Origin of the sequence: Candidatus Methanoperedens nitratireducens (assembly GCF_900196725.1) — an archaeon.
GTDB classification, from domain to species: domain Archaea; phylum Halobacteriota; class Methanosarcinia; order Methanosarcinales; family Methanoperedenaceae; genus Methanoperedens; species Methanoperedens nitroreducens_A.
This window is the reverse complement of the sequence record NZ_FZMP01000203.1, coordinates 19400-42362: the sequence shown is the minus strand read 5'-3', so window position 1 is coordinate 42362 and position 22963 is coordinate 19400. Positions and strand designations below refer to the sequence as shown.

Annotated in this window: 27 protein-coding genes and 4 tRNA genes; 15 read left to right on the top strand and 16 right to left on the bottom strand. The window is 46.4% G+C overall.

Annotated elements, in window-relative coordinates; all coding sequences use genetic code 11:
• Window positions 1–43 precede the first annotated feature (43 nt).
• The 16 genes from MNV_RS14255 to MNV_RS14190 all read right to left on the bottom strand — a co-directional run bounded on the left by MNV_RS14255 (window position 44) and on the right by MNV_RS14190 (window position 11664).
• Entirely contained in the window at window positions 44–3199 is a 3156-nt protein-coding gene (locus MNV_RS14255) for a type I restriction endonuclease subunit R (protein WP_096206618.1), read from the bottom strand.
• Window positions 3196–4317 (bottom strand): Fic family protein, encoded by a 1122-nt coding sequence (locus tag MNV_RS14250; RefSeq protein WP_096206663.1) that lies wholly within the window; start codon window positions 4315–4317, stop codon window positions 3196–3198. Before MNV_RS14250 ends, MNV_RS14255 begins: the two co-directional genes overlap by 4 nt.
• Window positions 4318–4330: 13 nt before the next feature.
• Window positions 4331–4435, bottom strand: a complete 105-nt coding sequence (locus MNV_RS19095; RefSeq protein ID WP_143311808.1) for a DUF2283 domain-containing protein — start codon at window positions 4433–4435, stop codon at window positions 4331–4333.
• 61 nt (window positions 4436–4496) lie between these two features.
• Complete coding sequence (locus MNV_RS14245; protein WP_096206617.1) at window positions 4497–5705, bottom strand: restriction endonuclease subunit S; 1209 nt, start codon at window positions 5703–5705, stop codon at window positions 4497–4499.
• Window positions 5705–6232 carry a hypothetical protein gene (locus MNV_RS14240; RefSeq protein ID WP_096206616.1) on the bottom strand — a complete coding sequence of 176 codons (528 nt, stop codon included), beginning with the start codon at window positions 6230–6232 and terminating at the stop codon, window positions 5705–5707. Before MNV_RS14240 ends, MNV_RS14245 begins: the two co-directional genes overlap by 1 nt.
• A gap of 8 nt (window positions 6233–6240) precedes the next feature.
• A complete protein-coding gene (locus MNV_RS14235) occupies window positions 6241–6729 on the bottom strand; it encodes a type II toxin-antitoxin system VapC family toxin (RefSeq protein WP_179294000.1) in 489 nt (162 codons plus the stop codon).
• Between the two features lies 1 nt (window position 6730).
• On the bottom strand, window positions 6731–6907 hold the full coding sequence (locus MNV_RS19820) for a hypothetical protein (protein WP_179293999.1): 177 nt from the start codon (window positions 6905–6907) through the stop codon (window positions 6731–6733).
• A 99-nt stretch (window positions 6908–7006) separates the two neighbouring features.
• Window positions 7007–7240, bottom strand: a complete 234-nt coding sequence (locus MNV_RS14230; RefSeq protein ID WP_218838035.1) for a hypothetical protein — start codon at window positions 7238–7240, stop codon at window positions 7007–7009.
• Window positions 7237–7671 (bottom strand): HEPN domain-containing protein, encoded by a 435-nt coding sequence (locus MNV_RS14225; RefSeq protein WP_218838034.1) that lies wholly within the window; start codon window positions 7669–7671, stop codon window positions 7237–7239. The genes MNV_RS14230 and MNV_RS14225 overlap by 4 nt, the downstream gene beginning before the upstream one ends.
• Window positions 7664–8197, bottom strand: a complete 534-nt coding sequence (locus tag MNV_RS14220) for a nucleotidyltransferase family protein (RefSeq protein WP_096206612.1) — start codon at window positions 8195–8197, stop codon at window positions 7664–7666. The genes MNV_RS14225 and MNV_RS14220 overlap by 8 nt, the downstream gene beginning before the upstream one ends.
• 132 nt (window positions 8198–8329) lie before the next feature.
• Window positions 8330–9880 (bottom strand): type I restriction-modification system subunit M, encoded by a 1551-nt coding sequence (locus MNV_RS14215; RefSeq protein ID WP_096206611.1) that lies wholly within the window; start codon window positions 9878–9880, stop codon window positions 8330–8332.
• Window positions 9881–9944: 64 nt separating this feature from the next.
• Window positions 9945–10016 (bottom strand) — tRNA-Thr (locus MNV_RS14210).
• Window positions 10017–10051: 35 nt separating this feature from the next.
• Window positions 10052–10126: transfer RNA gene (locus tag MNV_RS14205), tRNA-Arg, on the bottom strand.
• Window positions 10127–10221: 95 nt separating this feature from the next.
• The gene (locus MNV_RS14200; protein WP_096206610.1) at window positions 10222–11265 is read right to left on the bottom strand and encodes a DUF1464 family protein; all 1044 of its coding nucleotides are present in this window, start codon (window positions 11263–11265) and stop codon (window positions 10222–10224) included.
• 49 nt (window positions 11266–11314) lie between these two features.
• Window positions 11315–11521 carry a hypothetical protein gene (locus MNV_RS14195; protein WP_096206609.1) on the bottom strand — a complete coding sequence of 69 codons (207 nt, stop codon included), beginning with the start codon at window positions 11519–11521 and terminating at the stop codon, window positions 11315–11317.
• 70 nt (window positions 11522–11591) lie between these two features.
• Window positions 11592–11664 (bottom strand) — tRNA-Asp (locus tag MNV_RS14190).
• 197 nt (window positions 11665–11861) lie between these two features.
• On the opposite strand from MNV_RS14190, the gene MNV_RS14185 reads away from it, so the two are divergent.
• The 15 genes from MNV_RS14185 to MNV_RS14115 all read left to right on the top strand — a co-directional run bounded on the left by MNV_RS14185 (window position 11862) and on the right by MNV_RS14115 (window position 22963).
• Window positions 11862–12233: a hypothetical protein gene (locus tag MNV_RS14185; protein WP_096206608.1), complete on the top strand. Its 372-nt coding sequence runs from the start codon at window positions 11862–11864 to the stop codon at window positions 12231–12233.
• Window positions 12234–12534: 301 nt separating this feature from the next.
• Window positions 12535–12608 (top strand) — tRNA-Val (locus tag MNV_RS14180).
• 332 nt (window positions 12609–12940) lie between these two features.
• On the top strand, window positions 12941–13156 hold the full coding sequence (locus MNV_RS14175) for a hypothetical protein (RefSeq protein WP_257000074.1): 216 nt from the start codon (window positions 12941–12943) through the stop codon (window positions 13154–13156).
• A gap of 6 nt (window positions 13157–13162) precedes the next feature.
• Window positions 13163–15352, top strand: a complete 2190-nt coding sequence (locus MNV_RS14170) for an AAA family ATPase (RefSeq protein WP_096206606.1) — start codon at window positions 13163–13165, stop codon at window positions 15350–15352.
• Window positions 15352–15924: a DUF4255 domain-containing protein gene (locus MNV_RS14165; RefSeq protein WP_096206605.1), complete on the top strand. Its 573-nt coding sequence runs from the start codon at window positions 15352–15354 to the stop codon at window positions 15922–15924. The genes MNV_RS14170 and MNV_RS14165 overlap by 1 nt, the downstream gene beginning before the upstream one ends.
• 87 nt (window positions 15925–16011) lie before the next feature.
• Entirely contained in the window at window positions 16012–16248 is a 237-nt protein-coding gene (locus MNV_RS14160) for a hypothetical protein (RefSeq protein WP_096206604.1), read from the top strand.
• 14 nt (window positions 16249–16262) lie between these two features.
• Complete coding sequence (locus tag MNV_RS14155) at window positions 16263–17786, top strand: phage tail sheath family protein (RefSeq protein WP_096206603.1); 1524 nt, start codon at window positions 16263–16265, stop codon at window positions 17784–17786.
• Between the two features lie 23 nt (window positions 17787–17809).
• Entirely contained in the window at window positions 17810–18253 is a 444-nt protein-coding gene (locus MNV_RS14150) for a phage tail protein (RefSeq protein ID WP_096206602.1), read from the top strand.
• 11 nt (window positions 18254–18264) lie between these two features.
• The gene (locus tag MNV_RS14145) at window positions 18265–18633 is read left to right on the top strand and encodes a hypothetical protein (RefSeq protein WP_096206601.1); all 369 of its coding nucleotides are present in this window, start codon (window positions 18265–18267) and stop codon (window positions 18631–18633) included.
• Entirely contained in the window at window positions 18600–18812 is a 213-nt protein-coding gene (locus MNV_RS21045) for a DUF6760 family protein (RefSeq protein ID WP_306453654.1), read from the top strand. The genes MNV_RS14145 and MNV_RS21045 overlap by 34 nt, the downstream gene beginning before the upstream one ends.
• Before the next feature lie 8 nt (window positions 18813–18820).
• The gene (locus MNV_RS14135; protein ID WP_096206599.1) at window positions 18821–19249 is read left to right on the top strand and encodes a phage tail protein; all 429 of its coding nucleotides are present in this window, start codon (window positions 18821–18823) and stop codon (window positions 19247–19249) included.
• Window positions 19250–19269: 20 nt separating this feature from the next.
• Window positions 19270–20595 (top strand): hypothetical protein, encoded by a 1326-nt coding sequence (locus tag MNV_RS14130; protein ID WP_096206598.1) that lies wholly within the window; start codon window positions 19270–19272, stop codon window positions 20593–20595.
• The gene (locus MNV_RS14125) at window positions 20596–21258 is read left to right on the top strand and encodes a CIS tube protein (RefSeq protein ID WP_096206597.1); all 663 of its coding nucleotides are present in this window, start codon (window positions 20596–20598) and stop codon (window positions 21256–21258) included.
• An 11-nt stretch (window positions 21259–21269) separates the two neighbouring features.
• On the top strand, window positions 21270–22331 hold the full coding sequence (locus MNV_RS14120; protein ID WP_096206596.1) for a phage late control D family protein: 1062 nt from the start codon (window positions 21270–21272) through the stop codon (window positions 22329–22331).
• Window positions 22328–22963, top strand: a complete 636-nt coding sequence (locus tag MNV_RS14115; RefSeq protein ID WP_096206595.1) for a phage baseplate assembly protein V — start codon at window positions 22328–22330, stop codon at window positions 22961–22963. The genes MNV_RS14120 and MNV_RS14115 overlap by 4 nt, the downstream gene beginning before the upstream one ends.

The window sequence follows — 22963 nt, the reverse complement described above, 5'->3', positions numbered from 1 at the left end:
GACCCAACGAACAAACTCATTTGATATCTTTACCTTTCGTAGTTCAAACCGCTGGCGAATAAATACTCTGCCCCTGCCCAAAATAAGAATCATATATGTGTTGATACACCACATCGCACTTATGCTGATATAATTCAGGTATATAGCTTCGCGGCAGGCGGTCCAGAATCTCTTCGATAGACAGCCTTACAGCTGCCCTTGATTGCTGGCGTTTACGCCAATCAAGAACAAGTTTTTCCTTTTTAAGTGTCTCCAGAAGATCATGCGCCACCTTCTTGACCTCTTGCTCCTCCTTCTTGCTCAGTGTCATCTCCGGTTTTGTGAGCAGGTCGAATATTGCCAGTTCTTCCTCGGTAAGATTCTCCGCAATTCCTCTCTTTTCTTCTGCATTGAGTCCCTTGGCGAATTCCACAAGTTTGGTGAAGAACGTTTCTACATTATAGGAGCCTGAATTGTATTCATCTATCAGTTTCTGGAATTTCTCCAGGTAATCCACCCGGTTTTTGTTTAAGCTGACCATCTGGACCAGTTTGCGATTGATGGCGCCTCTGAGTTTTTCTGCCTCAATCCGCTTGCGGCTGTTCTCAAATTTCGCTTTTAATGCCTCAAAGTCAATCCGGCTCAAATCCACAGGGCGATACTCATCAGAGCTTTCCCGGATAACATATCCCTCAGTGGCGATGGATTTATCAAGCAGATTTTCGACCGAATCCATAATCTCGGAAATGTCAGTTTCCGGCGCCAGTGAGCGAATCGTTTCTGCAATTTTAGCCAGGAGCATTTGCATTAAGCCGAACTCGTTTGCTGCCGGGTCTGGGAGGATAGCCCTGTATATTCTGACCACGTTTCCTGCCATAGACAGATACTTCGCCTTTGAATCATCGCTGGTCAATATTGCATTGATCGCGTCATCCATCAACTTAACACGCTCAAAGCCCTGGGCAGCCTGTATCTTCGAGAGGTCGATACTTCGTTCTGTGCAAAATGCTGTGGCATCCTCGATCGACTGCTTTAGCAGCTCAACAAGCACGCTCTTGTCCTTTACCGGAGTATCGCCTTCTTTTATTCCCCCTCCTGCGCCAGAGCCGTAGATTGCCAGTGCTTTTTGCAGGTTCCTGAACACGCCGACGTAATCCACTACCAGGCCATTTAATTTATCCCTGAACACCCGGTTCGCACGCGCTATGGTCTGCATGAGTGTGTGGTTGCGCATTGGTTTGTCAAGGTAGATGGTGGAACAGGATGGTACATCAAAGCCAGTCATCCACATGGCGCAAACGAATACGATGCGGAACGGGTCATCCGGGTCCTTGAATTTCGTGTCGAGGTCCTCTTTTACAATTCTCTTGCGATGCTGAGCTATGTCCAGACCCTTTTTCTTAAAGTCTTCAATCTCATTTTGCGACTGGGACACCACGACGGCCATATCGGTCTCGTCCATGAATTTGATTTTCTCTTCAAGTTCCTGCTTCTCAAATTTATCGCATTTTACCAGCTTAGCCTGCAGGTCATTCAAGTATTTTTTCCAATACTTCTGAACCTTATCGTGCATCCTTAAGGCAGTTGCTTTATCGATGGAGACGACCATTGCCTTCCCAAATTGCCCGCGTCCCATGAAATGAGCGACAATGTCCCTGGCTATCTTATCCAGCCTGTCGTCCCTCGTAATCAGGTGGTATTCACGCGCGAACTCTCGCTCAAGCTTTTTCTCCTGCTCTTCATCCAGTTCTGCCTCGTCGATGAGGCGCTGGAGGTCTTCATTCAATTCCTTGTTGGTCAGTTGAAGCTCTGGGATGCGATTTTCATAATAAAGCGGAACAGTGGCGCCATCATCTACAGACTGTTTGAAGTTGTAGATGCTGACATAATCCCCGAAAACCTCTTTTGTCTTTTCTTCACCGAAAATGAGAGGCGTGCCTGTGAAGGCGATGAATGCAGCGTTGGGCAGGGCATTTCGCATGTTCAGGGCAAGGGCATCGTACTGGCTTCGATGCGCCTCGTCCGTGATAACGATGATATCCTTGCGGGCTGAAAGCATGGGATAGGTTTCGCCCTTCTTTTTATGGAACTTCTGGATAAGAGTGAAGATATAGCGGTGGTCTTCACGCAATAGCTGTTTCAGGTGTTCCCCGCTCAGCGCCTGCACCTGCTCCTCAGTCACAGCGCCTGCGCCTGCAAAGTTCTTGTAAATCTGGTTGTCCAGATCCTGCCTGTCGGTCACGATAACGAACGTGAAATTACCGGGAATTTTTCGCAGCACTTTCTGGGAGAAGAAGACCATGGAATAGCTTTTCCCGCTGCCCTGTGTGTGCCAGAAGACTCCGAGGCGTCCCCTGTTCTTTTCTATCTGCTTCAGTGCCTCAGTAGCATTATTCACACCCAGATATTGGTGGTTTTTCGCAACAAGTTTTACGAGACCGCCTGTAGCTTCGTTGAATAGCATGAAATTTTCAAGAATATCAAGAAGACGAGCTGGCTCGCATGTTCCCCGGATCATTGTATCCAGTGAAACAATACCCTCTTCACCTTCGCTGTTTATCTTTTTCCATTCTGCGAAGTGCTCCCACTCTGCTGTCATGCTGCCTATTTTGCTCTGGCTTCCGTTTGAAAGAATAATGAAGCCATTATACCAGAAGATCTGCGGTATATTTGATTTGTAATCACGCAGATTACCCTTAAAAGCATGTTCCAGCCTCTTATATGAGGCTTTGAGTTCGATGAAGACAAGCGGAAGACCATTAACAAAACCAACCAGGTCAGCACGGCGCTTGTACATCTCGCCCGACACCCAGAATTGCGAAGCAAGGAAGAAGTCGTTATTGGAAGGCTCATTCCAGTCAATTACCCGGACGTTCTCAACGGTCTCTTCATTTTCTTTGCCCCGGAAAGCGACTTTCACGCCGTTCTTGAGCAAACGATATACCTCGCGGTTGGCATTTGCCGGGCTCATGATGCTGCGGTCGCGGGTGAGTTCTTCGATGGCGAGTTCAATTGCTTCAGGAGGCAGACTGGGGTTCAAACGCTTCAGGGCTTCACGCAATCTTAGCACAAGAATAACTTCACCTGTCGTTTCACGTCCAAGTGTGCTTTTTTCCCCGAACTTCTCGTAAAAACAATTCGCAGCCTCCCAGCCGAGGTCAGAAAAGAGTTCGATAGCGGGCTGTTCGACAAGTGAGTCTTCGGAGTAATCAAAGCTCATTTTTTAATCCTCTTCATTGCCGATAAACTGTCGATATATTGCCGATAAATTGCCGATAAACCATATGCTCGTTTTCGGTTGGATGGATTTGCTATAACCAACCAGCCATCTTTGACCCACGTATTGAGCAACACCCGCGCCATACGCTCTGAAAGTCCCAGAGTGGTAGCGACCTGTGAAGTAGTAACCTGTTCTGCTCTGGCGAATAACGCAAGAACAGTCCGCGCCCTGTGGTCAAGACGGCGCAGTTCTTCGGGTTCTGCCGGCACACACTGCGCAGCATAGTGCAGCGCCTCATCTTTTGCTGCGGTGAACACACGAGCCAGGGTTCTGGCAAAATATTCAAGCCATGGCGTCAGGTCAGCTTCTGCCCGCCCTTCGTAATAGTTATGATGCGGATGTACAGCAAGGGAGCGGTAATAGCCCTCCAGGTCGCGCGCATGATGTTCTTCCAGCGAGAAGAAGCCGTTCAGTCCGTAGCCGCCCCGGTGCAGGATAAATGTCGCAAGCAGGCGCGCCGTCCTCCCGTTGCCGTCATAGTAAGGATGAATGGTAACGAACTGGTAATGCACAAGACCGGCGATGAGCGGTACAGGCAGCCCCTCTTTTTCTGCCCTGTGCACCCACCCGACCAGCGCCGCCATGAGCGCGGGCACATCTTTTGCTTCGGGCGGCAGATAAATTATTGCACCTGATGCCAAATCGCGAATTACGTTCTGACCATCCCGGTAAGGTGTGGGTTTAGCACGCGCTCCCTCTTTTATGAGCGCATGAAGCCTTTGAATAAGCTCTTCTGTGAGCGGCATCTTTTTAGCAGCCCATTCCTCTACGCGCAGCAGCGCATTCCAGTAATTCTTCACTTCGCTGACATCCCGCTCCCGCCCGTGAAAATGTGCCTGTTTTCCCTCGATGACCTGTTCAGCCTCCGCCAGCGTCAGGCGGTTGCCTTCGATGCGCGTGGAATAATGTGTAGAACGTATGCGCGCGCGGCGGCGCAGTTCAGCCTCTGCTGCCGGAGGAAGAGGAGTATGCTCGACCACGGCGCGCGCTGCTTCGATATCCATGAGCGCGCGGGCGATGGCGGGGGTGAGGGTGTAGCGGGGGTGCCAGAGGGGCATGTTCTCAGACATCCTAGCCTACAATGAGATCTTTACTTATTTCCTCGCTTTCTTCTATCGGATCCTCGCTTATCCTGAAATCGAGCGCATCGCTTTCCAGATCGATTTTTATTCTCATCTTCGGTTCCTCAACCTTTTATCATAATTTAGGACATTTAATATATAAAAACTCTCCATATCTATGCTCCTCCTGAGCCGTTATTCTTCATTCGCACTTGGATATTCTCCACATCCATCTCGCCTGATATGAGCTTCGGCAGCAGCAGGTCGCGGGTGCGGCGGAGGTTGGCATTTTTGTTTCTCAAATTTTTGGTATGTCTAAAGACATCTTTAACAAAATTCTCAAAATTCAATAAAATATCCTTCTTCGGCAGCAAGAAGGGTAACATGTACGCCTGATTTCTATTTAGTCCGGGAACAGCGGCATCATTATTAATGAAGTTTTGCGATTGCAGGTTATAATAAATATAAGGTAGCGGGATTATGCTCTTTACATAATAAACGGTATCTATTGGGAAGAAATCATAATCCGACCAGTATACGCTACCCACATTACCTTTACGACCAACAATAATCCCAGGCCCTTTAACTAAACACTCATTATGATAACCAACAACACCACCAGAGCCATAAACTGGAAATGAACCTTCAACTCTATCATCTGCTTTCAGGGCTTTACCATATGCGAGTTCAACAACATCACCTAATTTTTTCACATCCCACCCCTCCGGCACCATCCCCAGCTCCGATTCTACCATCCTCACCTTCTCATGCCCCGGAAACCTGAACTTCACAAACCACTCACGGTAGAGCGCCTGCGCCATCTCTTCCAAGAGTTTGATGCGCCGCGTGTTGTTTTCGATGAGGTCGTCGTAGGCGCTGAGGATGGCGGCGATTTTGCGCTGGGTGGGGAGAGGGGGATATGTGATGGGTACGCTACGGATAATATCTGTATTCAGATTTGGCAGTGTTGCACCAATTGCTTTGTTATAAATCCACGATATTACTTGCAGTTGCCCTAAATAGTAGTAAAGGAAAACTGGATCTAATACAGAGTTTCCTAAGCTGATGCGAAGGCAACCTGTTCCACATAGCCATCCATCCTCCCTTTCGGTTATGAGAGCTCGGCGACCTATGTCACCTCTGCGGCCATAGACGATGTCACCCTTTTGAAGCCTATGTTGGGAAAGGCGAGATACATCAAAATCCCCAATACGTGCAATCCCTTCCGTAGATACTTTGCCATCGATTATGTTCTTTGGCATGATAACAGGAACACCCTCATCTTGATAATCAGATTCATGCAACTGTGATCCAAAAGGACCTGTGCGGATAATACCCCCAACTTCATCGCAAATATTCCCAAGGGTGCGTGTATTGAAGTTCATCACTTCGCCCCCTCCAGCAGCTTCGCGCTCTGCCGGGGCGCGGTGGGCTGGCACTTCCAATTTGACAGGATAACAGGATTTATAGGATTAAAAAATGAAGCGTATCCTGTAAATCCTGTAAATCCTGTCCGAAAAATCACCCAATTTAAAAACCGCAGATGAACGCAGATAAACGCAGATACCTTCATGCATGTTGGTTTCATGCCAGAAAAACTATAAAAGAACACGGATTGCACGGATGACACGGATGCGCACGGATTAATCGTATCCGTAAAAATCCGTCTAATCCATATCATCCGTGTTCTAAGTTCGCTGAGGCGGTGCTTTTTCATGCTATGAAGCAGAGGACACAAAGGTTCCTGCCGCTTTACTTTGCGCTCTTTGCGTCCTTTGCGGTGTAATTTCTCATCAAATTCCGTCACGGAAAATAACCAGTCAACAAAAAGTTCTATAAACCCTCTCACAAGAAAAAATCTGCGTTCATCTGCGGTTTTTAGATTAAATAATGAATAAATGAATACAGGCATATGCTAAATCATGGTCTCCAGTTCTTCAGAAAATCGACCCTATCGAAATCCTGGTCATTAGTGGCAATATTTTTTATACCATAAACTTCGCATGATGCAGCATGTATAGCATCCGAAAATAAGAGGTTATGATTCTTTGATAATGTTTTTGCATGGTGCAGCACCTCCAAAGTGAGAGGCAATATAACAATACTAGAATCAAATACATCATCAAGCGCGCTATAGGCAACCGAACACTCGGAGATTACATTCGGATGCTCTTTAATGAAACGGATGATTTCAACGTCCCCGTATTTCAGTCTAACTTCCCCAATAAGTATTGAATGAAATAGCTCATTAATCACTGTTGAAGATGTAAAACCAATCGTTTCGCCCTGATTGATTCTTGATAGAAGTTCCTCGCATATATTTTTATAGCGATGCTTCTTTGCCAGCGCATAGATAAAAATATTGGTATCTCTAAAAATCTCCGGCTCAGTAAATTCTGCAATATTCATTCTACCACTGGGATATCTCATCGCTCAGTAGCTCATCAATTTTTTCTTCAGGAACATCCATTTCAACATGAAAGAACCGTTTCTCTTTTTTCTTAGGGACTGTAATGAGCCTATCACCTACAAGTTTTATATCTTTATGTTTAATGATAGCTGTAATATCATTTTCACTTATCGCCATTTTTCTCACCAGTATGTATTATTTGTAACACCATATATATGTCTTTAGTCATTAATAGCGGATATTCCTGACAATTGATTACATGAAGATTCGCATTTTTCATCTACGCCTCATCATAGCGTTCAGCCAAGGCGCAGGCTGGTACTTCGAACGTAAAGACTCCAGCCGCTTTTCTTTGCGCTTTTTGCATCCTTTGCGGTGGGTTGCGCCGAAATCCGTTACGGAAAATAACTTGCCATTAAAGAAACTTATAAAATCCGTTACGGGTTTATATCTGCGTTCATCTGCGTTTATCTGCGGTTCCTTTTCTCTAAATCCACATGCAGCCATCACGCCACCCCCTCCAGCAGCTTTTCCATCCGATTCACGAACTTCCCGGCGATATCGATTCCTGATTCCACCTCTTCCTTTGAAGGATGCGCCTGGAATGAGTACTGGTCGGCGTGCCGTACGCTCCTCATCCTGTCGAATATCAAAACCCAGTCCTCCTCTAAAACGCCCTGCTCAACATATTTCCCAAGATAAACACCCACACAGTAATGACTCTTCTCCCTCACCCCATCCCTGAACAGCACCGCCCTGGCAGAATGAAAGATCGCAAGATATAATGATGAAATGGCTGATTTATACGCCTCTGCCAAAACATTTTTTCTCGCTTCGGATAGCCATTCCCTTGCCTCAGCTATTGACTCCTTGCTTTTTGTTAAAGAAGGCTCCACTTTTCGCAATAGACCCTTCCTGAAACAATCCTCTATATTATTCAATCGAACCACCCTTTAGCACAATAGATGTTCGCAGCAGCGAATTATAGAACGGCTGGTCTGCCATTTTGATTGATTTAATTTTTTCCGGCGTCAGGACAAGCATATTAACTTCCACGCCAGCCATTGCACTTATATCTCTCTGCAAACGCGCCATCTGATATTCGGTTGGATAAGCATCGACTTTAACCCATATATCAAGGTCACTCTCATGGGTATTTGTTCCCTGCGCCCAGCTTCCAAATATACCAATGCCTGTTATCCAGCTTATATCCAGGGACTTTATATTGATTTTATTCAGGTTCAAGAGCAATTTGATGGCTCTGGTATGAGCGCAGTCGATTGGTTGGTATATGTTTTTTATCTTTGTAAAAAGTCCGACTCCATACACGTATTTAAGGTATCGGGAGACAAGACCTTTTGTAATCCCTGTTTCATTTGAAACCTGGTTAACTGTAAAACTTTTATGATACAATATATACGAAATGATTCTAACTCGTTCTTTTGTTTTAAAAAGCTCGGTCAGCATAATAACTTACACGAGTTTACAAATTATAAACTTTTTGTTTACGGTTCATAAACAATATGTTTACGATTTGTAAATTAATCTGTAATCGCACATTCGGACCCATATCAGCATGATACATATCCGAATCCTTTGTCACTCAGCCTCCAGCAGCCTTTCAACATTCTCAGCAATACGCACTTCCAGTTCCTGCGCCTCTGTATTGAGCGTCTCAAGCTCCTCGTTCAGTTCCTCAAGGCGCTCCTTGAAATCAAAATCATCAGCCTCGCGCTCAGCCACTCCCACATAGCGCCCCGGGTTCAAGCTCCAACCCTGCGCTTCTATCTCAGAAAGTGCAGCCACCTTACATAAGCCAGGTATATCCACGTACTTATCTTCTGGGAACTTCTCTTTTAACATCGGCGCGCTGCCATTCGTTACCTCAGGCTGTTCGCCCCGGTAGAGCCTTACGATATTGGCAAGGAACTCAATCTGGTCAGGAATAAAGTCGCGATGGGCGCGGTCAACCTGATGAAATATGTGCCGTGCATCAAGAAACAGGACTTTGTCTTTGCGCGGTGTTTTTACCTTGCCGCGATCAAGGAACCAGAGGGTGCATGGTAACGTGACTGTATAGAAGAAGTTTGAGCCCACAGCAACCATTACATCCACCGCGCCTGCTTCAATAAGCGACTTTCGGATATCCTGCTCACTTCCACGGGCATCGCTGGCAGAGTTTGCCATCACGAATCCGCTGCGTCCATTGTCATTCAGGGCGCTGTAAAATATCTGAATCCAGAGATAATTAGCATTATCGGGCTTTGGCATACCAAAAGGGAAGCGGGGGTCGTCCTTGATCCGCTCCTTGTCCACCCTATCTACATTGAAAGGTGGATTTGCCATCACGAAATCGAACTTGCCGACGCTTTTGTGAATATCTTCGTAATAGCTGTTGCCCTCGCGAATATCTCCGGAAAGACCATGCACAGCGAGGTTCATCTTGCACAGGCGCACGGTCTCAGCGGTCTTCTCCTGCCCATAGACGCTGATTTCGGCGTTGGGATTCTTCTTATGGTTTCCTACAAAGCGCGCACTCTGTACGAACATGCCGCCTGAGCCGCAGGCAGGGTCAAAGATGCGCCCGTGGTAGGGTTCGATTACCTCCACGATGAGTTTAACAACAGAAGTAGGTGTAAAGAACTCGCCTCCTTTCTGCCCCTCGCTCATGGCGAATTTGCCCAGGAAATACTCGTAAATCTTACCGAAAGCATCACCTTCGATGTCCATAGGCACAGAATTGAAAGTCTTTAATAACTCTACCAGGGTGCTGTTATCAAGATGGTTATAGGTCTTGGGAAGGATATCCTTGAGCTCTTCGTTCTCAGCCTCGATTGCGCGCATCGCCTCATTGATGGCTTTTCCGATATCAGCACCTTCAGTAAGGTTGAGAAGCTTTGAGAATCTTGAGGTTTCAGGCAGGTACAGGACACCGCGCGCCTGGTAATCGGTCTTGCCCACGGGGCGCCTGTCTGTGCTTTTGCCTGCCAGTTCTTTCTGGGCTATGGTGAATTTGTGGTCGGCATAGCGGAGAAAGATGAGCCCTAGAACCGGGACCGAGTATTCCGAGGATTTCAGCTTTGAATTTGCTCGCAGTTCGTCTGCGGCATCCCAAAGGCGTTTTTCAATCTCGTTGTGATTGCCCGGCATTTTTACACCTTATGTCTCCTTTTTTACCACAACCAACATAGATGATTGGTGTCACTTTAAAGTAAGCCCCGGGAGGGATTTGAACCCTCGACCTCGTCCTTACCAAGGACGCGCTATACCCCTAAGCCACCGAGGCGCGATATCTCGATTTGCGTTAATTTTACTCTTAAGCGGGCCCGGAGGGATTCGAACCCTCGACATCCGGGTTAGAAGCCCGGCGCTATATCCAAGCTAAGCCACGAGCCCAGCGCGAACCCTCAAGATGTCTTGATTATTTAAAAAGCTTTGGCATTTGTATAAGAAACCTGAGAGCTCGACTATGCACTGAATTATAAGCTGAATTATACACCGTATTCTTTTTTCAACGCCTCTATCTCTGGCAGCAATATATAATCCAGCGATGTCCCTTTTGCCTCTTTTATTCTCATCACGTCCGTAAGCTCGCTATATTTACCTCCTGCAATGCCGCTGGCAATAAGGGCGGCACCCTGTGCAGCTTCTTTGACCTTTTTGACCTTGAGTCCTTCAAGTCTCCTTACAGGCGCAAGAGTAAGGCGTTCTTTTAAATAATCGAATATTCCCCCGACTCTTGACATCCTGCCTGAGACCAGGATTTCCTGCGGTATTACCGAGGCAGTAAGCGATATAATATCTTTAACTGCACCTTCAAGATACGCATTCAGGGCGTTCCTGTTCTCCATCAGTTTTTCAGGCGTTCCTGCGAGCGTCTCCACACCCCCTCTGAACAGGAGTTCTTTGTTAAAGCCTCCAAGCAGATATGCAAGCTCGGCATCCATACACCCCATCGAGAGAAAACCGATACTGCCATTACTTCCTCCGATCCCATCCACGATTTCCCCGTCCTTAACCGCAATTGCAGCGGTGTACCCGAAGCCCATCTCAAGCAATATAAAAGAGGTTTCACCGAAACTCTTATCGAGCCTCCGTGCCTGTTCCCATATTCCGAGCGCAGCGCAGCAGAGCTTATCAGCCGTGCCAATATCTATTTTATTGATTTTCCGGTAATCCGGGACTGTAGGAAGGTGGATAACAGCAGGAAGGAAAACGACCGGAAGGTTGTGCTGTTTCATGCGGTTTATGGATTGCCGCATGCCCAGCATACTTTTCTTATCTCCCTTTTTAATGAGCGACATAAGAAACAGTTCCCGCTCCCCTATATCCCGGATAGGTGTCAGCGGAATGCCAAAGCCAGATGGTCCTGCGACCAGGTCAGCCCCTGTTTTTATTATTATATCCGAGATCAGCTCCGGCTCACTGGCAATATCCTGTGTGGATACGGACCTGTCAAGGATAACCGTATCTTCATCAAGACCGCAAAAATCAAAACTTTTTGTTCCGGGGTCTATGCCTATTACTCTGACCATACCTCAAAGAAGACATCCTGATTATTAATATTTGTGTTTTAATTCGTTGTTATGTCTTTGCAGGCTTCCTCTCGACCACTACTACCCAGTGACCAGGGCTTACCTCTGCAAGAATTGGAGCTTGCGGTGGAATTTCATCAAAATAAACGGTCTCACTGCCGAAGGAGACGGTTTCTTCTTCACCCAGCGGATGCAGATCCCTGCCGCATACCGGGCATTTTTCAGCATATGTTTTCCTTTTCTTTAGAACTGGCATAGAGCGTAACCTCCCTATAATATCTCGGTTATATGACAGCATAAGAGTATTGGTTGCGAAAAAAGTAAAACGTCCGGACCGGGATTTGAACCCGGGTCGAAGGCTCGACAGGCCTCCATGATAGGCCGCTACACTATCCGGACATGGGATTCGCTTAAAGGGTTTATTCGCATTTAAGCCTTTTGATAATAGCTGGCTTTCTGGCAGGTTGTCCTGGTCTAGAATTCATGTTGCCGTATCAAAGCACGCAATGTATCAAAGCATGTAGTATACCATATACACTGCAACCGTGAGCAGGTTTGGTAGAGTCGTTAACTGAGGAAGCTATCTATAGTACCAGATGTTAAGGAAAATGATACCTTCTGACAATGTGCGCAGGCTTCTTAATATGGGGACGGCGGTCGAGAACATACACATAACAATGCTCGAATCGCTGATGGACCCGACGACAAGCCATTTAGAGCATGCGATGATCGGCGAACTGATGGAAATAAAAGCCCACCGCCAGGGAGTGCAGTTCGCACAGAGCGACAGCGCAAGGTCTGCGCATGAATATGCCCTGAATGAAGACGAGGAACACCTGAGCTGGCTCAGGGACGTCTACAGCGCCTACGGCTCATCCGCGAAATTCAAGGCTACGGACAAGCTCTTTGCAAGACCCCAGATGTCAGCCAGCGAGTATATCAGCCAGATGGCTGCTGCTACAGCCTGATAAGGATTAAAGCATCAGGATTAAAGCAGATATTAAAGCAGATGGGCGCAGAACTTTAGCGCACCTGCGTTCATCTGCGGTTCGTTTTAGTATATAAACCACAGAGTCGGCTATAACTGCGGTTATAGATAACGATTAAAAGGTACAACAAAATAGGCATCAGTAACAAACTCATACGAACTCACACAATCGGAGTTCGTTGTGAGTTCGTATGAGTTCGTTGTTAATCTAAATTTGATTACACATTTCTACCTTAAATGCAAAATCTTATTAGGGATACACGCTATCATTGCGCATCGAAGGGCTCGTGGTCTAGTCGGCTATGACGTCGCTCTCACACAGCGGAGATCCTGAGTTCGAATCTCAGCGGGCCCATTCAACACCAAGTTTATTTTCTTCTTATTAATTTATAAATCCCGGCAGCCCACAAACTAAAATGCGTCCTCCGCCATTGTTACAAATGTATATATACACGCTCATATACATGTGATTCTAATTATAATGATTGGTCATCTAAAAAGGAGCGAGCAGTTGGGCGATGAATCTCCTTCTGATTAGAGGACTTTATATACTTTTTTAAAAAAGGTGGTGTTAAAACGATAATATGCGAATGTGGAGAGATTATCAAGCACTGTAGTTTTAAGGATTACATACGAACCTCTGCAAATCCTTCGACGCCGACCATAGGACATAAAAAATGCGGGCATGTGTTCAATTTTATTGATGACAGGATGCCCAGGAAATATTCGTCCAAAAAAGAACTGAAGAGCCTTGCGATGAGGTTCGCGGAGAAAAATCATCTTGATTGTGCAGGCAGCGAGAGGTTTTTGATCGAAGTGGACAGACTGAAGTCTTGCGGGAACCTGACAGACTGCGACATACTGGTTGCAGCGTTCCAAAAGATTGTAGAGAATACAATATAATCCAATATGACCATCTACGAAAATAACCTTGAACATCTTCTTGATGAGTTGTACAGGATTGACCTTATAATCCGTCTCAACATTGAAAAATGGAGAGCTGAGCATAGCGGGAGCGCAGATGGTTTTCAGGGATTATATATATCCGAGAATGAAGTGAACGCACTTCTGCAGAACACGCCTTACGAGTTAAGTATGGATACCTGCCCCGCAATGGAAAAAGAAATCAGGGAGATCGAAGCAAAAACCAGGGAAATAGAAAGGAAAAAAATTGAGAGCATAAAGCAGGGGAAAGAGCTCAGGCTTCAAATACTATCCGAACTCTTCCACCTCCAGCCTTTTGAGATCGATGCGCTTTTGATCAGTCTTGCCCCGGAGCTGGAATTAAGGTATGAAAAACTGTATTCCTACCTCCAGAACGATGTGACAAGAAAACGTCCGACCGTAGACCTGGTGATGAGACTCCTGTGCTGCTCAGTTGAAGAAAGATACAAGGCAAGAGAGAAATTTTTGCCTTATGCGCCTCTTGTCGGGCACCGGCTTCTTTATCTTATGGCGGACGGGCAGGAGAGCCAGCTTCCGCTTTTATCTAAATCCATCAAGGTCGATGAAAGGATAATCAGCTTCCTGCTCGGAACTGACGGGATAGACCAGAGGTTACAGAACTTCTCAGCGATAGTAGAGCCGGAAAGCTCCTTTGACGATCTGATTTTAGCGGATGATACAAAAAATACGTTAATAGAATTAACTGAAGGACATCCCGGTTTGGATTCTCCGCTGATGTTCTATTTCCATGGTGCGTACGGCACAGGAAAGAAAATGGCTGCCGAGGCCGTTTGCAGGGAACTGGGAACTCCACTGCTTATAGTGGATTCAAAGGCTTTGATAAAAAATGATCCGAATGAATCATTTGAAATTTTAAAAATAGTCCTGCGCGAAGCCCTGCTGCAGGGTTCGTCCGTATATCTTGAAGGGTTTGATGCGCTGTGGAAGACAAAGGAGCCGGGAGTTGCGGCGGTAGATTTGGTCCGGGAGCTGGATAACCTTCCGGGCTGGGTTTTCCTGTCCGGGGACCTGCCGTGTGAGCCTTCGGGAGTATTAAAAAACCACATCTTCATAAACGTTGCCTTTCCCGTACCCTCCTTTGAACTCCGTAAGCGGCTGTGGGAATCATTTTTGAACGGCAACGCATCGAAGGATGTCGATATCGCTGCCCTTGCAAATAAATTCAAACTCAGCGGCGGTCAGATAAAAGCTGCCGTGTTCACAGCATGCAATACCGCCCTGGCAAAAAAGCCCGGCAGCAGATTATCCATGGATGACCTCTACCACGGCTGCAGGACGCAGTCTAACAGGAACCTTTCTGCCTTTGCCAGAAAGGTAGAGCCGCATTATACCTGGGAAGATATCGTCCTTCCGAGCGATATAAAAAACCAGTTAAAAGAGATATGTGAATACATCAAATACAGGGAAATAGTCTATACCGACTGGGGATTTGATAAGAAACTATCCCTGGGAAAGGGGCTGAACGTTCTTTTCTCAGGACCATCCGGCACAGGAAAGACCATGTCTTCCGAGATAATCGCCAGGGACGCAGGACTTGAACTTTATAAGATCGACCTGTCTTCGGTTGTCAGCAAATACATCGGCGAGACTGAGAAAAACCTGAGCAACATCTTTAAAGAAGCTGAGGCCAGCAATGCTATACTCTTCTTTGATGAGGCGGATGCCCTTTTCGGGAAAAGGTCCGAGGTAAAAGACGCACACGACAGGTACGCCAATATAGAGATAGGGTATCTCCTGCAGAAGATGGAGGAATACGAAGGTGTTGTTATACTTGCCACGAACCTGAGCAAAAATATAGATGATGCTTTCCTGAGAAGGATGCAGTTCGTGGTAGAGTTCCCCTTCCCCGATGAGCCGCAGAGGAAATTGATATGGACAGGGTTGTTCCCGAAAGAAGCCCCGCTGGCAAAGGACATAGACTACAAATTCATCTCCGAAAAACTGAAACTTGCAGGAGGGAATATTAAAAATATCGCCCTTACTGCGGCATTTTACGCAGCTTCGGACACAGAAGAAATAAAAATGCATCACATCATGCGTGCAGCGAAAAGAGAATACCAGAAGATCGGGAAACCCTTCTTAAAGGCTGATTTTGAACCTTATTATGAACTTACGGAGACAGGTGTGAAATAATGGCAGTATTAAGAGATGTGGGTCTATCCTTAAAGAAACTCCTTCAGCAGAAGATCACCGAGCTTTCTCAGGAGAATTCCATCATCTTTGAGTCGCCTGCCGACATCGAACCTACGGCGAACCCGCGGCTCTCCATCTTCCTGTACCAGGTCGCTGAGAATACTTATTTGAGGAATACCGGGTCAGAGCCGGTAAATACCGACCGCATGCGTTATCCGCCCCTTACTCTCGACCTGCATTATATTTTTACCCCGTACCACCAGAACAGGGAGATAGAACTCATAATCCTGGAGAGGCTTATGCAGGTATTCCACGATAATCCCGTGATAAGGGATGCGATGCTTGAGGGCAGCCTGAAAGAAAGCGGGAATGATGAGATAAGGATAGTCAGCAACAACCTCAAGCTTGAAGAGATAAGCCAGCTGTGGGAGAGATTCCCGAATAAGGCTTTTAAGATATCTATCTCGTACATCCTGACGCCCGTGAGAATACCGTCCGAGAAGGAGCCGGTCAAGGTCGCAAAGGTGAAGGAAAAGGACATCCGTGTACTTGTGACGGATACCGTCAGATGAGCGTTGCTCTGCAATGCGGAAAATCCAATATAAATATTAATAATATTCATATTAATAATATTAAAATATTTTTTATTCGGAGGTGCTATGGTTGTAGTTCGAAACAGATTGAACCAGAGATTAATAGTTAATTTGATAGGCGGTAAAAATATCGACCTTCTGGCAAAAAGTAAAGCAGAATTCTCAGGGGAGGAATCATTATCGCCCCATCTGCAAACCCTTATCGCAAAAGGTGATATTTCCGTGGTTGAAACTATCGAAGAACAGGTAGAAGAAATACAATTGACCAGGAAAAAAGGAAAAAGTAAAAAATCAACTAAGTAATCCGGAGGTAAATTATGGCTAGGTACAGTTCACCAGGAGTTTATGTAGAAGAAGTATCAGGCGGGGTCAAACCCATAGCCGGTGTCGGCACATCCACAGGAGCGTTTGTGGGTCTTGCCGAGAAAGGAGATATAGGCAAAGCTAAATTGATCACAAACTGGAGCCAGTATGTAAAAGAATTCGGCAGCTTTATTCCGAACGGGTATCTTGCATACGCGGTATATGCGTTCCTCGCAGAAGGCGGAACAAGCTGTTACGTGGTCAGGGCATCATCCGATAAAGCAAAGAGCTCCCATGTGACCATCAAGGATTCCGGCGGCGGGGGCGCTGCTGCCAATGTACTTACAGTAACCGCCAGGTCAGAGGGAAAATGGGGCGACAGGGTAACTATAGTGATCGGAGATCCGTCTGAGAAACCCAAAGAAACCCACTTTAAACTTACAATTAATTACAAAGAGAAGGAGACTTTTAAAGAAGAGTTTGAGGGTGAGGTGTCCGAAGTATTCGATAATATTTCCTCTGCAAACATCGAAGATACTATAAATAACGTGTCTGGTTTTATAAAAATGCATGCGGATGCCACTGATAAAAGACCTGCAAATGACAGTTACCCGTTAACCGGCGGAGAGGACGGTATTGAAGATGCTGATTTTACAGGTACCAGTGACAACAAAAAAGGGCTTCATGCATTTGATGAGATCGATGACATAAATATCGTGGCTATACCCGATAAGTACGGGGACAGGGAAGTTATCCTTGCCGGCCTTAACTATTGTAAAGACAGGAAGGATTGCTTCTTTATTGCAGACCCCCCGTACGGGATATCACCAACAGATTCGACCAAGGGAGGAGTGAAGGAGTTCAAGAACGGGACAACAGATACTTACAAGGGCAATGCATTCAACTCATCCTGCGGCGCCCTGTATTATCCCTGGCTCTGGGTAAGCGACCCGTTAACAGGAGGTAAAAGACTTATTCCCCCATCAGGGCTGGTCGCAGGAAAGTACGCATACACAGACGCAACAAGAGGCGTCCATAAAGCACCTGCGGGCATTTCCGAGGGTTATCTAGGTACCGCCGTTGGTATTGAGAGGATAGTTACAAGAGGCGAACATGATGTACTGCACCCTCTTGGTATCAACGTTATCCGTTCTTTCCCGACATCGGGTATCTGCATCTGGGGCGCAAGCACGCTCTCGGCAGATCCCGAGTGGAAATATGTGAACGTCAGGAGGCTCCTACTCTATATCGAGGAATCAATCGATGAAGGGTCACAGTGGGTGGTTTTTGAACCCAACGATCCCGGGCTCTGGGGAAAAGTGATAAGGAACGTTACCGCGTTTCTGCTTCGGGTATGGAGGGACGGGGCTTTATTCGGAAGCACCCCGGAAGAGGCATTCTATGTCAAAGTCGATGCAGAGAACAATCCGCCTGAGGAACGGGATGCGGGATACCTGCACATCGAGGTCGGGGTCGCGCCTGTAAAACCTGCCGAGTTCGTAGTTATCCAGATCAAACAGAAAACGCAGACCAAATAGAATAATTACAGGAGGAAAATAATATGCCAACAGGAAAAAGAGAAGACCCCTACAGGAATTTCAGGTTCAGAGTTGAGATAGACGGCATTACTACAGCAAGTTTCGCAGAAGCCACGATCCCTGAATCAACCACAGACCCGGTCGAGTACAGGGAAGGCACTGACCTGCCGACCCAGAAAAAGCTGTCAGGTCTTACCAAATACGGGAACATAACCCTGAAAAAAGGACTGGTAGACTCAATGGAGCTTTATCAGTGGAGAAAATCCGTCGAACAATCGGGCGCAAAAAAAGCACGGAAAAATATATCCATTGTTTTGATAGACGAGGACGGGGCGGATAAGGCACGATGGGATATTGTAGAAGCATGGCCCACAAAATATAGTCCGTCTGGCTTGAATGCCAAGGGAAATGAGGTGCTTGTGGAATCAATCGAGATAGTTCACGAGGGAATAAAGAGGACGAAATAACAGGAGGCTAAATGGGAGTTTTACAGACCGAGTATGATTTTTCCCTGCCCATGGGATACGTGGATGAGACCGGCACTCTTCATAAAGAAGGAAAAATGAGGCTGGCTACGGCAGCGGATGAGATACTTCCCATGAAAGACCCGAGAGTCCAGAGTAATCCGGCGTACCTGACCGTTATCCTTCTTTCCAGGGTCGTTACCGGCCTTGGAGACTTGAAGATGATAACCCCGAAGGTCATCGAAGGACTCTTTGCAGGGGATTTTGCATATCTTCAGGAGATGTACACAAGGATAAACCAGAACGGCTCGAATTCTATCAGGACCGTATGTCCGAAGTGTGAGCATAAATTCGAGATAGAGGTACAACCGCAGGGGGAATAGCCGGCTACCCCCTCGACCGGCTGTACGAGGAGGTAGCCTTTTTAGCATACTACCTGCACTGGGACCATGAAACTATTATGAACCTTGAACACCGTGAGAGGCAGCAGTGGTGTGAAGAGGTAAGTAAGATCAATAAAAGACTGAATCCGCAAGAGCAAAAAAATCTTTTTGATGTATAGGAGGAGATATGCCTGAAGTCGGGAAAAGGTCTGACCCTTACGGTGCCTTTAACTTTCTTGTGGAAATAGAGGGCATTATAGAAGGCGGATTTACAGAAGTCTCCGGCCTGAGCATCCAGACTGAGTATGATACTGTAAAGGAAGGAGGCAACAACAGTTTTGAGCACAAGCTCCCTAAAGGGACAAAATATACCGACATCACATTGAAGCGCGGGATCACGGACTGGAAACTGTACGACTGGTACAGGGATGTGATAAACGGGAAAATAGAACGGAAAAGCGGCAGTATTTATCTCATCGACAGTGAGGGAGACAGGGTTATGGAGTGGGATTTTCTTGAAGCGTTCCCTGTAAAGTGGGACGGACCTGTTTTCAATGCCGGAAGTAATGCGATAGCCACCGAAACACTGGTGCTTGCGCATCACGGTCTGATGTAATTTCAGCATTGTGGTAAACTATGAACAGATACAGGAATTTTTCTGAGAAAATCATAAAAAAATATAGCTTTTTCAGAAAATCAGGCAGGCTGCCTGCACTTGTATTCCTTCGGTTGTTCGGCTTAAGAGAAACTGACAGAAATAGTTCCCTTGAGAAAAACACCGGTTCCGAATGGAGAATTAACAATTACTTCGAATTCCAATTCCATTTTTATACCGGAGTAATCAGGAAATCGATAAAGACGCATGAAAACAGGCATCGGAAACAATATAACGTAAGTTTTTACAGGAATATAATCCAATCCGGAATGGCTGGAGGTCTGGTCGGTCAGCGGTCATCAGCGTCCCAAAAATTTTTCCAGATTTTTGGCGGCTCAGCAACTTCATACCCTGCCGTAGAAAGAAAGGGGTTGCTTCCAGTGTTTTATACAGTAACAGGGTCAGATAAGCTGACTGTAAAACCAACCGTAAAATCAACCGTAAAACTAACAGTACTTCCTGCCAGGCATATGACAGGCAGCCATTTACAAAATATTTTTAACATTGTAAACACCGGGTCAGGTTCTCCTGCAACTGCTACGAAAGAGCTTTTGATGAATAAAAGCAAAAACGTTGAAGCAGATAATATTCCGGTATTGCAGCAAAATGTAAGTCCAGTATTGCAGCAGAGTGTAAGAAATCACGATGGAAATATCCCGCAGAAATATGAAAAGAATGGAAAAAATATTTTATTCCCGGTCTTAGTCCCGATAACCAGCCCTGCAAAAACAGTTTTAGATCCCATGAATCCCGCAAGCAATGGTCATTCACAAATAACCAGTGCCAGAGATGGCCTGGAATATAATAAAACTACTCTCCCGTCCGGTATTCATGATCCAAATAAAGAGAGCCGGTCCTCTGAATTAATTCTAACAAGGGTGAAAACATTAACTTACGGACATGTACCCTCAGAAAGGGCGGATACCGGATTAATACGAGAGGAAAGATTTGTAAAAACAGTACTCAAGAGAAATATCTTTACAGGGTTGACATTGAACGTGCAAAAAATGAATGAACGATTATCCGGCAGGGAACGTACCTTGTTCCCTGATAATATTGTCCCGGAGGCGAACCCCGCTCTCCATTTTGCCGGCAATTCGGGGAAAAAGGAAAAACCGGTGCGGATTGAGGATACGATAGATACCATTGTCATGAAAACAACTAATGAAGATGTCCGGGAAAGGAATGTTAATAAAAGCATCTCGCTGGAAAGGAAGCCTGGTGATATAAATACCATCGCCGATACGGTCTATAAACTGATCGAAAGAAGGCTTTTGATCGAAAAAGAAAAACGGGGGCTTGTATAAATGGCAAAGGCAATGATATGTGTCCTGGATAAAAAGGGCAATGAGATAAAAGATAAAAGGATCGAGGTACTGTTCAATCCATCAGACTACGCTACGGCTGTAAATGTGAGCTGGGTTGAAAAGGAAGGCTCACCACCGGAGTTTAAAGGTTCGAATTTCGATAAGTTCACCGTGACCCTCCTTTTTGATACTTATGAGAGCCAGACAGATGTCAGGGAGGACCACACGGACTCCGGAACCGGAAAAATGATCAAAGGGACTAAAAGCCTGGTCGAGCTGACATTCCCATCCGAGTCTGGAGAAAATTCAAAAAACCCTCCCATGTGCCTTTTCACCTGGGGGAAATTCAACTTTAAAGGCTACGTGGAAAAAGTTGACCAGAAATTCACCATGTTCCTGTCAGACGGCATACCTGTCAGGGCAACGGCGACACTGACAATGAGACCGGCGGTCACTGCACAGGAGATGCTTAAACTCAAGGGCGCCGAAGCATGCAGGAAGGTCAGGGTCGTTAAAGAAGGTGAGCGGCTTGACTTTATCGCATCCGAAGAGCTGAAAAATCCGCTCCTGTGGCGCGAGATCGCCGAGGCGAACGATATCGCTGACCCGTTCAATTTCCCGGGACCGCAGGATATTGGCAGGATACTAATAATACCCGGTTAGGAGGGTCCTGATTGGCAGATGATAGACCCTTAAGAGTTCCTAATTTCAAGGTTGAAGTGGACGGCAAAGAAATTTCCGGAGAGATCAGGTCAACTGTCCAGGGCGTGGCGTTTGAGGAAGAGATCAATACCGCATCCATGTTCATTATTAGGCTCTCCACAGCCAACCTGGAAAAGGGCTCGTGGAGGTACCTTGACCTTGCCGACTTCAAGCTCGGAAGCGAGGTCAAGCTGTACATGGGTATGGACAAGGTCGAACCGATGATAACCGGTGAGGTCACTTCCCTTGAGCCGTCCTTCGGGAAGGAGCAGTCAATAATCGAGGTGCGGGGCTTTGACAGGCTGCACAGGCTGCGCTTCGGGAGAAAGAAAAGGACTTTCGCAGGCGCAAAAGACAGCGACATCGCCTCTACCCTGGCAGGTGACTGGGGCTTGAGCGCGGATGCGGAAGATACGGGAACGGTCTATCCGAGCATCTACCAGAACAACCTGAACGATTTTGAATTCCTTCTGGAGAGGGCTAAAAGGATAAGGTACGAAGTAATGGTCGATGATAAAAAATTACTCTTCAGGAAAGCGCGGGAAAACGATGCTGTCTCCCTTACCCTTGAATACAGGGTTGATATCGATGAGTTCTCCTGCAAGTTAAGCACTCGATATGATGCTAACGAAGTCGTGGTGCAGGGATGGGATTTCATGAAAAAGGAAGCAATATCCGCAAAAGCAAAGGAAGGGAACGAGGTATCGAAAATGTCTGCTGATGAGACGGGAACAGCGATGGCAAAGTCCGCATTCGGCAGTTCCTCGTCCGCCGTGTCCGCTGTTATAGGTGAGTATCTCGTGGACGTTTCAGATGCGGAGAAGCTTGCAATCGCGAGGTACAATGCACAACTGGTCGGGTTCGTAACAGGCGAAGGGAAATGCCAGGGAATACCCGGGCTGCGAGCTGGCAAGAATATAGATATCAAGGGGCTGGGAAAGTTCAGCGGTACGTACTATGTGACTTCAACAACACATACCATCGGCTCGCACGGGTATGATACATCATTTAAAGTAAGAAGGGTCGGCGTATGAGTTTAATAGATCTGATAGAAGATACATCCCCTAAGGAACATATAACCGGGGTCGTGATAGGCATAGTGACGAATAATAAAGACCCGGACGACCTCGGCAGGGTCAAGGTGAAATTCCCCTGGCTGAGCGATACCGATGAATCCAACTGGGCAAGGGTCGTATCACTCATGGCAGGTAAAGAGCGCGGGATATACTTCCTTCCTGAGGTCGATGACGAGGTGCTTGTGGCTTTTGAGTTCGGGGACATCAACATGCCTTATGTTATCGGTTCGTTATGGAACGGCAAGGACAAGCCGCCGCAGACGAACAGCGATGGAAAGAACAATATGAGGATCATCAAATCAAGAAGCGGTCATCTGATAAAACTGGATGACACGGACGGGGCGGAAAAAATCGAGATAATCGACAAATCGGAAAAAAATAAGATCGTTATCGACGCAAAAAATGAGAAGATCTCTATTATTTCCAGCAAGGATATCTCGATATCCGCACCGAACGGGAAGGTAACTATCGAGGCTAACGATATCGAAGCAAAATCAAACGCATCTACAAAAATAGAGGCATCGGCAGGGATGGATTTGAAAGCTTCAGGGAACATGAATGTCAAAGGGGCAACGGTGAACCTTAATTAA

Excerpts from the sequence above, each read along its gene's own strand:
- MNV_RS14255 (WP_096206618.1), bottom strand. The coding sequence starts at position 3,199 with ATGAGCTTTGATTACTCCGAAGACTCACTTGTCGAACAGCCCGCTATC.
- MNV_RS14250 (WP_096206663.1), bottom strand. The coding sequence starts at position 4,317 with ATGCCCCTCTGGCACCCCCGCTACACCCTCACCCCCGCCATCGCCCGC.
- MNV_RS19095 (WP_143311808.1), bottom strand. The coding sequence starts at position 4,435 with ATGAGAATAAAAATCGATCTGGAAAGCGATGCGCTCGATTTCAGGATA.
- MNV_RS14245 (WP_096206617.1), bottom strand. The coding sequence starts at position 5,705 with ATGAACTTCAATACACGCACCCTTGGGAATATTTGCGATGAAGTTGGG.
- MNV_RS14240 (WP_096206616.1), bottom strand. The coding sequence starts at position 6,232 with ATGCCTGTATTCATTTATTCATTATTTAATCTAAAAACCGCAGATGAA.
- MNV_RS14235 (WP_179294000.1), bottom strand. The coding sequence starts at position 6,729 with ATGAATATTGCAGAATTTACTGAGCCGGAGATTTTTAGAGATACCAAT.
- MNV_RS19820 (WP_179293999.1), bottom strand. The coding sequence starts at position 6,907 with ATGGCGATAAGTGAAAATGATATTACAGCTATCATTAAACATAAAGAT.
- MNV_RS14220 (WP_096206612.1), bottom strand. The coding sequence starts at position 8,197 with ATGCTGACCGAGCTTTTTAAAACAAAAGAACGAGTTAGAATCATTTCG.
- MNV_RS14215 (WP_096206611.1), bottom strand. The coding sequence starts at position 9,880 with ATGCCGGGCAATCACAACGAGATTGAAAAACGCCTTTGGGATGCCGCA.
- MNV_RS14200 (WP_096206610.1), bottom strand. The coding sequence starts at position 11,265 with ATGGTCAGAGTAATAGGCATAGACCCCGGAACAAAAAGTTTTGATTTT.
- MNV_RS14195 (WP_096206609.1), bottom strand. The coding sequence starts at position 11,521 with ATGCCAGTTCTAAAGAAAAGGAAAACATATGCTGAAAAATGCCCGGTA.
- MNV_RS14185 (WP_096206608.1), top strand. The coding sequence starts at position 11,862 with ATGTTAAGGAAAATGATACCTTCTGACAATGTGCGCAGGCTTCTTAAT.
- MNV_RS14170 (WP_096206606.1), top strand. The coding sequence starts at position 13,163 with ATGACCATCTACGAAAATAACCTTGAACATCTTCTTGATGAGTTGTAC.
- MNV_RS14165 (WP_096206605.1), top strand. The coding sequence starts at position 15,352 with ATGGCAGTATTAAGAGATGTGGGTCTATCCTTAAAGAAACTCCTTCAG.
- MNV_RS14160 (WP_096206604.1), top strand. The coding sequence starts at position 16,012 with ATGGTTGTAGTTCGAAACAGATTGAACCAGAGATTAATAGTTAATTTG.
- MNV_RS14155 (WP_096206603.1), top strand. The coding sequence starts at position 16,263 with ATGGCTAGGTACAGTTCACCAGGAGTTTATGTAGAAGAAGTATCAGGC.
- MNV_RS14150 (WP_096206602.1), top strand. The coding sequence starts at position 17,810 with ATGCCAACAGGAAAAAGAGAAGACCCCTACAGGAATTTCAGGTTCAGA.
- MNV_RS14145 (WP_096206601.1), top strand. The coding sequence starts at position 18,265 with ATGGGAGTTTTACAGACCGAGTATGATTTTTCCCTGCCCATGGGATAC.
- MNV_RS14135 (WP_096206599.1), top strand. The coding sequence starts at position 18,821 with ATGCCTGAAGTCGGGAAAAGGTCTGACCCTTACGGTGCCTTTAACTTT.
- MNV_RS14130 (WP_096206598.1), top strand. The coding sequence starts at position 19,270 with ATGAACAGATACAGGAATTTTTCTGAGAAAATCATAAAAAAATATAGC.
- MNV_RS14125 (WP_096206597.1), top strand. The coding sequence starts at position 20,596 with ATGGCAAAGGCAATGATATGTGTCCTGGATAAAAAGGGCAATGAGATA.
- MNV_RS14115 (WP_096206595.1), top strand. The coding sequence starts at position 22,328 with ATGAGTTTAATAGATCTGATAGAAGATACATCCCCTAAGGAACATATA.